Consider the following 11,437-nt stretch of genomic DNA (forward strand, 5'->3'; position numbering starts at 1 on the left):
TGGACGTCATGGCTGCCGCCTGCTCGCGCATGCGGCAGCCGCCTCGTTGGCCGGTATCCGGGCTGACAACGCGGCCCCCGCCGCCTTCCCAGGCACCTGTTTCAGGGCGCCCAGTGGCTTTTCGACGAGGGTGGCACCGAGGGGTGCCGGCTGTTTGACCGTTGCGGGGGCAGCGCAGGTTGGCTGGGCCCTGAAGGGCTTCGACTCCTGCTTCCCGTTGAACTGCGGCGCGTGAACCACGTCGCGAGCACCAACGCGCGGGATTTTATGTGTAAACGCAGGCTTGGCCGGAAACTACAATCGCCCCCCATGCCTGCACCGAGCCGAATTGATCAGATCGCCGAGCGCGTCGAACGTTTGCTCGTGCGCCACGAGGAAGTGCAGCGCACCAACGCGCTGCTGCAAGACCAGGTGAATGCGCTCACGCGCGAGCGCGATGCGCTCAAGTCGCGCCTGGCCGCGGCGCGCACTCGGCTCGATGCGCTGCTCGAGCAACTGCCGGCCGATCCCTCCCAAGACGCCTCAACGCCCCGATGAAGCAAATAGAAGTCCAGATCATGGGCCAGAGCTACCTGCTCGGCTGCCCCGAAGGCGGCGAGCCGCAGTTGCGCGAAGCGGTCGATCGCGTCGATGCCGCGATGTGCAAGATCCGCGATGCGGGCAAGGTCAAGGCGCGCGACCGCATCGCGGTCCTGGCCTCGCTGAACCTGGCCTTCGACCTGGCCCAGCGCGAGGCCTCGCTCGCTGCCGTCGCAGCACCGGCGGCAGCGGCGGCACCGGCGCCCGCTCCTGCCGCGGGTTCCGGCACCGACGACATCGACGATGCCCATGCAGCGCAATTGATCCGACGCCTCGACCAGGCCCTGGCCGGCGACGGTCATTTGCTCTGAGGCGTGCCCACCGGCGCCCGGGGGGCGTAAAATCCGCTTCGTCTGCGGTGTGCGTCGGGCTCTATATGTCCTTGTTCCAATGCTCTACGGAGCAGGGCTTGGTATATCGCTCGGTGGGTGTGATCATCTCGCGTCAGATGAACCCGAAGCCTTGCTGCCCTCGCCCACCTGAACCCCGGTTCAGGATGCGAGTCCGGCCCCACTCGCAGACACCTTTCATCGACGGCCACGGCCCCGCTTTCGGGGCCGTGGTTTTTTTAAGAACACCAAGACCTCTCCGATGACGATCGCCCCCCTGCTGGTTGCCGAACTCGCCGCGCTCGGCGTCGGCACCGGCTTCCTCGCCGGCCTGCTGGGGATCGGCGGTGGCATGCTGATGGTGCCCTTCATCACCATCATCCTCGGCCACCGGGGCGTACCGGCCGACCTGGCGGTCAAGATGGCGATCGCGACTTCGATGGCCACCATCATCTTCACCTCGATCTCGAGCGTGCGCGCGCACCACAAGCGCGGCGCCGTGCGCTGGGACATCGCCCGGCGGCTCGCGCCGGGCATCGTGATCGGCAGCCTGGTGGGCAGCCTGGGCGTGTTCGCGCTGCTCAAGGGCCAGGCGCTGGCGGTCTTCTTCGCGCTCTTCGTCGGCTTCTCGGCCACCCAGATGTTCCTCGACAAGAAGCCCAAGCCCACGCGCCAGATGCCGGGCACCGGTGGCCAGCTCGCGGCCGGCGGCGCCATCGGCTTCATCTCGGGCCTGGTGGGCGCGGGCGGCGGCTTCATCAGCGTGCCCTTCATGACCTGGTGCAACATCGCGATCCACAACGCCGTGGCGACCAGCGCCGCCCTGGGCTTTCCGATCGCGGTGGCCAACGTGGCCGGCTACGTGGCGAGCGGCCAGGCGGTGCAGGGGCTGCCCGAGGGTTCGGTGGGCTACATCTGGCTGCCGGCGCTGGTCGTGATCGCGGCGTGCAGCTTCTTCATCGCACCGCTCGGCGCCAAGGCCGCGCACAGCCTGCCCGTGTCGAAGCTCAAGCGCGTGTTCGCGAGCATCCTGTACGTGCTGGCGGCCTACATGCTGTGGAAGGGCCTGCGGGGCTGAAATCCCTGCATCCGCTCGGCTTCTCTGTACGCACGCGGCGCCGCGCCGTATAACCCTGTCATGCGGCGCCTGGCCGCAGGCCAAGCAAACGAGAGGCTGTGCATGAAGATCCTGGTCGCCGTCGACGGCAGTTCCCATACTCAGAAGGCGCTCGACTACCTGGTCGCCAACCGCGCCATGTTCGTCGAAGGCAATGAGCTGATCATGGTGCACGTGTGCACCGGCGTACCCGGCCACGTGGCGCGCCACCTGAGCCGCGAAGTGGTGGCGGACTACTACTCCGAAGAGAACGCCAAGGTCCTCGAGCCCGTCAAGGCCTTCTTCGAGAAGCAGGGCGTCACGAGCTTCAGCACGCAGGGCCGCCACGGCCACGCCGCCGAGGAGATCCTGAAGGCAGCGACCGAATCCGGCGCCAAGCTCGTCGTGATGGGCACCCACGGCCACGGCATCCTCGGCCGCGCGCTGATGGGCTCGGTGGCGACCAAGGTCGTCTCGGAGACGGACATCTCGGTGCTGCTGGTGCAGTAGCCGTCCGCCCCGCGGGGCGCCGGTGGGCCTTGAAGAACGGCTAGTGCCGCAGCCGCCACTCGCGCGGCGAACATCCGAAGCGCTCGCGAAAAACGCGGCTGAAATGCGCCGCGTCGTTGAAGCCGCGGCCGAAGGCGATCTCGCTGACCGTGCGGCCGGCCAGGCGCGGCTCGCGCAGGTCGCGACTGCAGGCCTCCAGCCGGCGCTCCCAGATGTACTGCGCGGGCGTCAGCGGCTCGCTGCCGAACACGCGATGGACCTGGCTCGCCGACAGGCCGAGCTGCGCCGCCAGGCTGCTGACCGACAGCGCCGGGTCGGCCAATTGCTCGTCGATGCGGCGCTTGATGCGCGCCAGGTGGAAGGCCGCGAGCTGGCTCAGCCCCGGCGAGCGGGCCGCGGGCAGCGTCTGCAGCCCGGCCACGAGGATGTTGAGCACGCCGTTGGCGACCGCCAGCGCCGACGCGGGCTGCAGCGCATCGATGTCCTCGCGCAGGGTGCGGATCATGCTGATCAGCAGATGGCCGGCGCCCTCGCGCCCCGACACGGTGGTGGCCGTCAGCGCCTCGGTGTCGCGCAGTTCGCTGCGCAGGCGCTCGCCCGGCAGCTTGAGCACGATCTGCTCGAAGGCATCGTCGAACAGCAGCTGGTAGGGCCGCGTGCTGTCGTAGAGCGCGAAGTCGCCGACCGAGAGCACGGCATCGCGCCCGTCCTGCCGCACCACGCCCTGACCTGCGGTCTGAATGCCGACCAGGAAGTAGGCGTCGGTCGAGCGCGCAATGTGGCTGGGCGTGCGCATCACGCTCTGCGCACCCGAATTCACCACCGATATGTCGAGGCTGGGCAGCGTGTGGCGGCGGATGCTGCCGGTGAAGTCGCCCGGCGAGCCCTCGCGCACCGGATCGCATCCGAGCTGCACGTAGATGTTGCAGATCATGTCGGTCCAGTAGGCCAGCCGCTGGTCGCAGGGGACGGCATCGGTGCTGAGCAACTGTGTCATGGGAGTCCTCCCGGAGGCGGCGCGCAACGCAGGGACAAGAACGCCGCGAGACCGGGACAAGATGAATGGCGGGGTCGAACTTACGCTTCAAGCAACCCGCATGCCACAGCGCTAACCCGATGCGCGCGCTGCCTGCGGAGCCCCTTTCTTCCACCCTTCGGAGCCCACCATGGCCAGCAAGACCCATCCCCGCCTTCGCGTCGCCGCCGTCCAGGCCGCGCCCGTGTTCCTCGACCTCGACGGCACCCTCGACAAGACCGTCGACCTGATCGCCCAGGCGGCGGCCCAGGGCGTGCAGCTGCTCGCCTTTCCCGAAACCTGGGCGCCGGGCTATCCGTGGTGGATCTGGCTCGATTCGCCGGCCTGGGGGATGCAATTCGTGCAGCGCTACCACGACAACTCGCTGATCGTCGGCTCGCCCGAGTTCGACCGTGTGCGCGAGGCCGCGCGCAAGCACAAGGTCTGGGTCTCGCTCGGCTACAGCGAGAAGGCCGCGGGCAGCCTCTACATCGCGCAGGCGCTGATCGACGACCAGGGCAAGACCGTGCAGACGCGCCGCAAGCTCAAGCCCACGCACGTGGAGCGCACGGTGTTCGGCGAGGGCGATGGCTCGGACCTCACCGTGTGCGAAACGGCGATCGGCAACATCGGCTCGCTCTCTTGCTGGGAACATCTGCAGCCGCTCAGCAAGTACGCCATGTACGCACAGAACGAGCAGATCCACTGCGCCGCCTGGCCCAGCTTCTCGCTCTACCGGGGCGCGGCCTACGCGCTCGGCGCCGAGGTCAACAACGCGGCCAGCCAGGTCTATGCGGCCGAAGGCCAGTGCTTCGTGATCGCGCCCTGCGCCACCGTCTCTGCGGCCATGAGCGAGATGCTGTGCACCGATGCAGGAAAGCAGCAGATGCTGCGCGTGGGCGGCGGCTTCGCGCGCATCTACGGCCCCGACGGCGCGCCATTGGGCACGCAGCTGGCCGAGGACCAGGAAGGGCTGGTGGTGGCCGACATCGACCTCGGCATGATCTCGCTGGCCAAGGCGGCCGGCGATCCGAGCGGCCACTATGCGCGGCCCGACGTCACGCGGCTGCTGCTCAACAAGGCGCGGCGCGAGCCGGTCGTGTTCCAGCGGCAGACGGACGCAGAGGCCGGCGCCTTCGAGGCGGTGGTCGCCAAGCCCGAACCCGCGCCCGCCGGCGCGCAACTGCCGCTGGCCGCCTGAGCCGGGAGATCGCGCAATGGAATCCGCCATCGCCGAGCACCTGAAATGCCCGCGCACGCGGCATCGCCGCATCGAAGACGACTACGTGCCGCCCTACCCCGCATGGTCGGCGCGCGCCGCGGACGTGGTGTCGCAGGTGGTCATGGGCTATTTCGGCGTGCAGTCGCGCGGCGCCGAAATGCAGGGCCGGGCCTGCGCCGCGCTGGCGGGCATCGCGCGCAGCTTCGGCCTGCCCGACGGGCCCGGGCACCATGACCTCACGCACTTCGTCGATGCGGACGGCTTCGACAACATGATCGCGATCGCCTACTGGAACGATCCTGCACCGTTCGCGCGCTGGTGCGCCACGTCCGAGGTCGACGACTGGTGGCGATCCGACCAGCGGCTGGACGAGGGCCTGGGCTACTTCCGCGAGATCGTCTCGCCGCGCCTCGCGCACTACGAGACGCTGTTCAACACGCCCGATCGCTTCGAGGGCGTGGGCGTCGTGATGGGCGGCGCGAGCGGCGACATCCAGGAGCACGCCTACTGGGGGTCGATGCGCGACCGCATCCCGCTGTCGCAGACCGACGCGATGGTTCCTTCGGGTGCGCGCGCCATCGTCGCGCCCGCGCAGCCGGGCCGCCGCGTACACGTGGCCGGGCACGAGCATCTCGCGATGATCCGCTCCGGCCAGGAGTGGGCCGACACGCGCGGCCAGGAGCGAACGCTCTATGTCGACGAGATGGAGCCGGTGCTGCGCGAGGGCATGGATTTTCTGCGCGATCAGGGCCTGGGCATCGGCTGCTACAGCAACCGCTACATGCGCCACCTCGATGCGGCGGGCGCACCGCTCGAGAAGTCCTTCGGCCTGAGCTTCTGGCGCTCGCTCGCCGACCTGGAGCGCTGGGCCGAATCGCACCCCACGCACGTGGCGATCTTCGGCGGCTTCATGCGCTACGTGCAGGCGCTGAACTTCCAGCTGCAGCTGCGCGTGTACCACGAGGTGTCGGTTCTGAAGACGGACGAGCAGCGCTACGAGTACGTCAACTGCCACCCGCGCACGGGGCTGCTGAACGGCCTGGCCTAGGCCTTCGCGCTCTTGAAAAGCCCCTTGTGCTGCTCCCGCAGCAGCGCCTTCTGCACCTTGCCCATGGTGTTGCGCGGCAGCTCGGGCACGACGAAGCAGCGCTTGGGGATCTTGAAGTTGGCCAGCCTGGCCTTGAGCTCGGCGATGACGGCATCGCCGTCCACCGCCGCTCCCGGCTTGGGCGTGACGATCGCGACGCCCACCTCGCCGAAGTCGGGGTGCGGCACCCCGATCAGCGCGCTCTCGGCCACGCCGGCCATCTCGTTGATGTAGCCCTCGATCTCGGCCGGGTAGACGTTGTAGCCGCCGCTGATGATCAGGTCCTTGCTGCGGCCCACGATGGTGACGTAGCCCCGCCCGTCGACCTTGCCCACGTCGCCGGTCTTGAAGTAGCCGTCGGGCGTGAACTCCTCCTTGGTCTTCTCGGGCATGCGCCAGTAGCCCGCGAACACGTTGGGGCCCGCCACCTGGATGTGGCCGATCTCGCCGTTGAGGCACGGCTCGCCGGCGTCGTCGCGCACGCGCAGCTGCACGCCCGGCAGCGGGAAGCCCACCGTTCCGCCGCGCCGCTCGCCCTGCACCGCGCTGTACGGATTGGAGGTGAGCATCGCGGTCTCGCTCATGCCGTAGCGCTCGAGGATCGTGTGCCCGGTGCGCTCGCGCCAGGCCTCGAAGGTCTCGAGCAGCAGCGGCGCGGAGCCGGAGATGAAGAGCCGCATGCCGTTGCAGGCCTCGCGCGTGAGCGTGGGCTCGGCCAGCATGCGCACGTAGAGCGTGGGAACGCCCATGAACACCGTCGCATCGGGCAACCGGGCCACCACACGCTTCGAATCGAAGCGGTTGAGCCAGATCATCTGGCTGCCGCTGATCAGCGCGCCGTGGATGGCGACGAAGAGGCCATGCACGTGGAAGATGGGCAGCGCATGGATCAGCACGTCGGCACGCGGCCGCCAGCCCCAGTAGTCCTTCAGCACCTCGGCGTTGGACTGCAGGTTGCGGTGCGTGAGCATCGCGCCCTTGCTGCGGCCGGTGGTGCCGCTGGTGTAGAGGATGGCAGCCAGGTCGTCCGGCTTCTTCTGGGCCACCTTGTGCTGGTCGCTGCACTGCGCCGCGACCTCGAGCAACGTGCCCTTGCGGTCGTCGTCGAGCGTGAACACGTGCCGCGTGCCGGCCGCGGTGGCCAGCGGCGCGACCCAGCCCGCGTTGGCGCTGCTGCACACCACGACGGCAGGCCCGGCATTGCCGATGAAGTACTCGATCTCGGCCTCGCGGTAGGCGGTGTTGAGCGGCAGGAACACATAGCCGGCGCGCAGGGTCGCGAGGTAGAGCATCATGGCCTCGACCGACTTCTCGACCTGCACCGCGATGCGGTCGCCCGCCTTCAGCCCCAGGGCCTCGAAGAGGTTGGCGATCATCGCGCTGGCGCGGTCCAGGTCGCGCCAGGAGTAGTACAGGCCGTCGTCGGTCTCGACCGCGATGGCGTCCAGATCCGTGGGGAAGGCGGCACGCAGCGCGGCGAAGAGATTGGCGTTGGTCGGATCGATCATGGCGTCGGACAGGTTCAGAAGACGGGCGGGCGCTTGGCGAGGAAGGCGGCGATGCCCTCGCGGTGCTCGGGCGAGTCGGCGTAATCGTAGGCGGTGGCGAGCAGACTTTCGGTGGACGCCGCCGCCAGGGTACGCTTGTTGGCGCGGGCGGCCTCGGGCGCCAGCTCGGCGATGCGTGCGGCGTGGGCCAGCGCCTGCGGGGCGAGCTCGGCGTCGGGCAGCACGGCCAGCAGGAAGCCGGCCTCGTAGAGTCGTTGCGCGCCATGCACGCTCGCGGCCAGCAGCATGTCGCGCGCCAGCGTGTCGCCGACGGCGCCGCGCACCAGGGCCGCCTCCCTCGGCGCCATCGGGAAGCCCAGCTTCGCGATCGGCGCGCCGAACTTCGCGCTCTCGCCGGCCAGGCGGATGTCGCAGCAGCTCGCGATCTCCAGGCCCGCGCCCATGCAGGCGCCTTCGATCTGGGCCACGAGCGGCAGCTCGCAGGCCCGCATCGCGGCAAGGGCGGCCCAGACCTCGTTCTCGTGGAATTCGCGCAGCAAGGCTTCGTCGAAGCGGAACGAGGGGTACTCGGAGATGTCGCCGCCGGCGCAGAACTGGCCGCCTTCCCCGCGCACGATCACGCAGCGCAGGGAGGCGTCGCGCGCCAGCTCGTCGTCGAACACGGCGCGCAGCGCGCGCCACATCGCGCGCGACATCGCATTGAGCCGGCCCGGGCTCGCGAGCGTGACGAAGGCGACCGCGCCCTCGCGCTCCAGCCTGACGGCCCCCTGCCTCATTCGATCTTCGCGCCCGAGGCCTTGACCACGCTGGCCCAGCGCTTGATCTCGGAACTCACGAAGCCGCCGTAGGCCGTGGTGACGAGGTTGGGGATCTCGGCGCCGTTGTTGGCCCAGATCGCCTTCAGCTCCTCGGTGGCCAGCGCCTTCTTCATGTCCTCCACGATCTTGGCCTGCACATCGGCCGGCGTGCCCTTGGGCGCCCACAGGCCATACCAGGTGGTGACGGTGTACTCCGGCAGGCCGACCTCGGACGCGCTCGGCACATCGGGGAAGGCAGGGTTGCGCTTGCCGCCCGCCATCATCAGCGCCTTGATGCGGCCGGCCTTGATGTGCTGCGCGGAGGAGCCCAGGCCGTCGAACATGCAATCCACGTTGCCGGCGATCAGGTCCTGCAGCGCCGGGCCCGCGCCGCGGTAGGGGATGTGGGTGATGAAGGTGTTGGTCTGCAGCTTGAAGAGCTCGCCGGCCAGGTGGTGCGAGGTGCCGGCGCCGGCGGAGGCGTAGTTGAGCTTGCCCGGGTTTTTCTTCGCCTCTGCGACGAAGTCCTTCAGCGTCGTGGCCGACACGCGCTTGGGGTTGATCACCACCACCTGCGGCACGCTGGCCAGCAGCATCAGCGGCACGAAGTCCTTCTCGATGTCGTAGTCCAGCTTGGGATAGACCGAGGGCGCGATGGCGTGGTGCACGGCACCCATGAAGAGGGTATAGCCGTCGGGCTGCGCCTTGGCCGCGATGCTCGCGCCCAGCGTGCCGCCGGCGCCGCCGCGGTTGTCGATCACCAGCGTCTGGCCGGTGACCTTCGAGAACTGGGCCGACAGCGGCCGCGCGAAGGCGTCGGTGCCGCCGCCGGCCGGGAATGGCACGATCAGCGTCACCGGCTTGGCCGGCCAGGCCGATTGCGCGTACGCGGCCCCGCCGAGCGTGGCGGCGGCGGCGCCGGCCGCGGCCAGGCGCAGGACGTCGCGCCGCTGAAAGCTTGAGCTCATTGCTGTGTCTCCTGAGGTTTAACTGCTTGCGAATGCGCCGGGGCCCACGGCGCGCCACACACGGCCCCTCCAGGGATCAACCCTTGAGAAAGAGATCGTCCACGTCGCCCGACACCGCCACCTTGCCCTGCGCGAGCAGGGCGCGGTGCTTGTCGAGCCGCTTGAGATCGTAGAGGTAGTTGACCATGAGTCCGTAGGACTGCTTCAGGGCCTTGGGCGAGGGGTCGCCGGCCCAGTTGAGGCGCTCCACGCGCGCACCGTTGCCCAGGTGGAAGCGCGCCACCGGATCGACCGGCTTGCCCTCGGCGGTGGCGCGGCCGAGGTACTCGGCGGCGGCATTCATCAGCAGCTGGCGCACCGGCGACTTGGCATCGAGCGTGCTCGACTCCTCCGCCGCGGCGAGCACGCGCTCGGCCGTGGGCGGCAGCGAGCCGACCACGCGGCCCAGCTCGGTCTGGCGCTTGTCGTCCAGGCGCGTAAGCAGCGAGCCGGCGTTCTTCGCGAACCAGCCGCGAAAGCCGGGGATCGGCGACAGCGTGGCGAAGGTCTTGAGGCGCGGCAGCTCCTGCTGCAGCGTCTCGACCACGCGCTTGATCAGCGAATCGCCGAAGCTCACGCCGCGCAGCCCGTCTTGCGTGTTGCTGATCGAATAGAAGACAGCCGTGGCGGCCCGGTCGGCCTTGACCGGCGCCGCCGCCTCGTCGAGCAACGGCACGATGCCTTCGCTGATGCGGTCCACCAGCGCCACCTCGACGAAGATCAGCGGCGTGTTGGGCAGCCGCGGGTGGAAGAAGCCGTAGCAGCGGCGGTCGCTGTCGAGCCGGTTCTTGACGTCGGCCCAGCTCTTGATGTCGTGCACCGCCTCGTACTGGATCAACTTCTCGATCAGCGAGGCCGGCGAGTCCCAGCTGATGCGGCGCAGGTCCAGGAAGGCGACGTCGAACCAGGTGGAGAACAGGTGCTCGAGCTCGGCATCGAGCGGCAGCAGGCGGCGGTCCGCCTTGAGATGCGGCAGCAGCTGCGCACGCAGGTCGACCAGGAAGCGCATGCCCTCGGGTTCGATGGCGAAGCGCTGGAGCAGCCGCAGGCGCGGCGAGACCAGCGCGCGGCGCAGGTGCACCTCGGCCTGCGCCTCCTCGGCCGTGCCCATGGCGGCCTGGTGGCTGTCGCGGGCGCTGCTGACCTTCTTCACGTCGGGCGCGAAGCGCTCGCTCATCAGCAGCCAGACGTCGCGCCGCTCGTCGAGCTCGCGCCCGGCGTACCACTGCACCACCGCATGGGCGCGGCGGCCGGCCTCGACCTCGCTGATGCGCGGATCGGTCACCGCTTCCAGCTCGGCCAGCGCGCGGCGCAGCGCGCGCGGCGCCAGCGCCTCGCCGTTGCGGCGCAGCGTGGCCTCCAGCCGCTCGGCCAGCGGGCGCGGGCCGGCGCCCCTGCTCTTGGGCTCCGCGGGCGCCTTGGCTGCGCCGGCCTTCTTGCCCTCGGCGTCGGAGCCGGGGCGCAGTCGGGAAACGTTGCGCGTGATCCAGTCGGAGGCATTGGTGATCATGAAATCAACTTCGCTTTCTGTTGCGCGGCGACGGCCCGCAGGGCCTCGCGCTGGCGGTTCAGGTGGGTGCGCATGGCCGCCTCGGCGCCGTCGCTGTCGCGCGCCTTGAGCGCGGCAAACACGGCCAGGTGTTCCGAGAGGCTTTGCTCAAGCCTACCCGGTGCGTGCAATTGCTGCAGGCGCGCGAGTTTGAGGATCTTGCGCAGATCGCCGATCACCTGCGCGAGCCAGCGGTTGTCGGCCAGCATGATGATCGCCTCGTGGATGGCGTAGTTGGTGGCGTAGTAGTCGTTGATGCGCTTGGCCCGTGCGTGGCGGGCCAGCTTGTCGTGCAGGGCCTCCAGCGCGGCCAGCTCGGCATCGCTGGCGTTGCGAGCAGCCTCCCAGGCGCAGCGGCCCTCGAGCAGCGCGATCACCGGGAAGATCTCGTCCAGGTCCTTCTGCGTGACCTCGGCCACGAAGCAGCCGCGCCGCGGCTCGTGGCGCAACAGGCCCTCCGCCGTCAGCACCTTGAGGGCCTCGCGCAAGGGCGTGCGGGAGATCGACAGGCGTTCGCACAGCGCCGCCTCGTCGACGAAGCTGCCGGGCGCCAGCGTGCCCGAGAAGATCTCCTCGCGCAGGGTGGCGGCGACTTCGTCGTGCAGGGAGTTGTGGACGATGCGCATGGGTGCTGTTGTAACAGGGCTGTGCGGCTGTGATTATTGGTAATTACGCGAAATTATGTTTCTGGCGATCGGCTCGGAATGTCGTCCGAACTCGTACGTGGAACCATCCGCA

General features: G+C 69.2%; 12 protein-coding genes and 1 riboswitch. Of the genes, 6 read left to right on the forward strand and 6 right to left on the reverse strand.

Annotated features, from left to right (window positions below; all coding sequences use genetic code 11):
- Window positions 1–30 precede the first annotated feature (30 nt).
- Window positions 31–270: riboswitch (cobalamin riboswitch) on the reverse strand.
- A 39-nt stretch (window positions 271–309) separates the two neighbouring features.
- The 4 genes from GXN78_RS00875 to GXN78_RS00890 all read left to right on the forward strand — a co-directional run bounded on the left by GXN78_RS00875 (window position 310) and on the right by GXN78_RS00890 (window position 2,514).
- Entirely contained in the window at window positions 310–537 is a 228-nt protein-coding gene (locus tag GXN78_RS00875) for a DUF904 domain-containing protein (RefSeq protein ID WP_077002748.1), read from the forward strand.
- Window positions 534–890: a cell division protein ZapA gene (locus GXN78_RS00880; RefSeq protein ID WP_106558435.1), complete on the forward strand. Its 357-nt coding sequence runs from the start codon at window positions 534–536 to the stop codon at window positions 888–890. Before GXN78_RS00875 ends, GXN78_RS00880 begins: the two co-directional genes overlap by 4 nt.
- Window positions 891–1,170: 280 nt before the next feature.
- Window positions 1,171–1,986: a sulfite exporter TauE/SafE family protein gene (locus GXN78_RS00885; protein WP_106558436.1), complete on the forward strand. Its 816-nt coding sequence runs from the start codon at window positions 1,171–1,173 to the stop codon at window positions 1,984–1,986.
- Window positions 1,987–2,088: 102 nt separating this feature from the next.
- Complete coding sequence (locus GXN78_RS00890; protein WP_106558437.1) at window positions 2,089–2,514, forward strand: universal stress protein; 426 nt, start codon at window positions 2,089–2,091, stop codon at window positions 2,512–2,514.
- Window positions 2,515–2,554: 40 nt separating this feature from the next.
- On the opposite strand, the gene GXN78_RS00895 is transcribed toward GXN78_RS00890, so the two are convergent.
- Window positions 2,555–3,511: a helix-turn-helix domain-containing protein gene (locus GXN78_RS00895; protein WP_106558438.1), complete on the reverse strand. Its 957-nt coding sequence runs from the start codon at window positions 3,509–3,511 to the stop codon at window positions 2,555–2,557.
- A 169-nt stretch (window positions 3,512–3,680) separates the two neighbouring features.
- On the opposite strand from GXN78_RS00895, the gene GXN78_RS00900 reads away from it, so the two are divergent.
- Window positions 3,681–4,730, forward strand: a complete 1,050-nt coding sequence (locus tag GXN78_RS00900; protein ID WP_106558439.1) for a carbon-nitrogen hydrolase family protein — start codon at window positions 3,681–3,683, stop codon at window positions 4,728–4,730.
- A gap of 16 nt (window positions 4,731–4,746) precedes the next feature.
- On the forward strand, window positions 4,747–5,799 hold the full coding sequence (locus GXN78_RS00905; protein WP_106558440.1) for a phenylacetaldoxime dehydratase family protein: 1,053 nt from the start codon (window positions 4,747–4,749) through the stop codon (window positions 5,797–5,799).
- On the opposite strand, the gene GXN78_RS00910 is transcribed toward GXN78_RS00905, so the two are convergent.
- From GXN78_RS00910 to GXN78_RS00930, 5 genes are all read right to left on the reverse strand, one after another.
- A complete protein-coding gene (locus GXN78_RS00910; RefSeq protein ID WP_106558441.1) occupies window positions 5,796–7,346 on the reverse strand; it encodes a malonyl-CoA synthase in 1,551 nt (516 codons plus the stop codon). The two genes, GXN78_RS00905 and GXN78_RS00910, sit on opposite strands and share 4 nt — an antisense overlap.
- A 14-nt stretch (window positions 7,347–7,360) precedes the next feature.
- Window positions 7,361–8,122: an enoyl-CoA hydratase/isomerase family protein gene (locus tag GXN78_RS00915; protein WP_106558442.1), complete on the reverse strand. Its 762-nt coding sequence runs from the start codon at window positions 8,120–8,122 to the stop codon at window positions 7,361–7,363.
- Entirely contained in the window at window positions 8,119–9,111 is a 993-nt protein-coding gene (locus tag GXN78_RS00920; protein WP_106558443.1) for a tripartite tricarboxylate transporter substrate binding protein, read from the reverse strand. The genes GXN78_RS00915 and GXN78_RS00920 overlap by 4 nt, the downstream gene beginning before the upstream one ends.
- Before the next feature lie 76 nt (window positions 9,112–9,187).
- Complete coding sequence (locus GXN78_RS00925; protein ID WP_106558444.1) at window positions 9,188–10,660, reverse strand: malonyl-CoA decarboxylase; 1,473 nt, start codon at window positions 10,658–10,660, stop codon at window positions 9,188–9,190.
- Entirely contained in the window at window positions 10,657–11,325 is a 669-nt protein-coding gene (locus tag GXN78_RS00930; protein ID WP_106558445.1) for a GntR family transcriptional regulator, read from the reverse strand. The genes GXN78_RS00925 and GXN78_RS00930 overlap by 4 nt, the downstream gene beginning before the upstream one ends.
- Between the last annotated feature and the right edge of the window lie 112 nt (window positions 11,326–11,437).

Origin of the sequence: Variovorax sp. WS11 (genome assembly GCF_010499245.1) — a bacterium.
Taxonomy (GTDB): Bacteria; Pseudomonadota; Gammaproteobacteria; order Burkholderiales; family Burkholderiaceae_C; genus Variovorax.

What these genes read in the sequence shown, in the direction of transcription:
- GXN78_RS00875 (WP_077002748.1), top strand. Translation starts at nt 310, where the DNA reads ATGCCTGCACCGAGCCGAATTGATCAGATCGCCGAGCGCGTCGAACGT.
- GXN78_RS00880 (WP_106558435.1), top strand. Translation starts at nt 534, where the DNA reads ATGAAGCAAATAGAAGTCCAGATCATGGGCCAGAGCTACCTGCTCGGC.
- GXN78_RS00885 (WP_106558436.1), top strand. Translation starts at nt 1,171, where the DNA reads ATGACGATCGCCCCCCTGCTGGTTGCCGAACTCGCCGCGCTCGGCGTC.
- GXN78_RS00890 (WP_106558437.1), top strand. Translation starts at nt 2,089, where the DNA reads ATGAAGATCCTGGTCGCCGTCGACGGCAGTTCCCATACTCAGAAGGCG.
- GXN78_RS00895 (WP_106558438.1), bottom strand. Translation starts at nt 3,511, where the DNA reads ATGACACAGTTGCTCAGCACCGATGCCGTCCCCTGCGACCAGCGGCTG.
- GXN78_RS00900 (WP_106558439.1), top strand. Translation starts at nt 3,681, where the DNA reads ATGGCCAGCAAGACCCATCCCCGCCTTCGCGTCGCCGCCGTCCAGGCC.
- GXN78_RS00905 (WP_106558440.1), top strand. Translation starts at nt 4,747, where the DNA reads ATGGAATCCGCCATCGCCGAGCACCTGAAATGCCCGCGCACGCGGCAT.
- GXN78_RS00910 (WP_106558441.1), bottom strand. Translation starts at nt 7,346, where the DNA reads ATGATCGATCCGACCAACGCCAATCTCTTCGCCGCGCTGCGTGCCGCC.
- GXN78_RS00915 (WP_106558442.1), bottom strand. Translation starts at nt 8,122, where the DNA reads ATGAGGCAGGGGGCCGTCAGGCTGGAGCGCGAGGGCGCGGTCGCCTTC.
- GXN78_RS00920 (WP_106558443.1), bottom strand. Translation starts at nt 9,111, where the DNA reads ATGAGCTCAAGCTTTCAGCGGCGCGACGTCCTGCGCCTGGCCGCGGCC.
- GXN78_RS00925 (WP_106558444.1), bottom strand. Translation starts at nt 10,660, where the DNA reads ATGATCACCAATGCCTCCGACTGGATCACGCGCAACGTTTCCCGACTG.
- GXN78_RS00930 (WP_106558445.1), bottom strand. Translation starts at nt 11,325, where the DNA reads ATGCGCATCGTCCACAACTCCCTGCACGACGAAGTCGCCGCCACCCTG.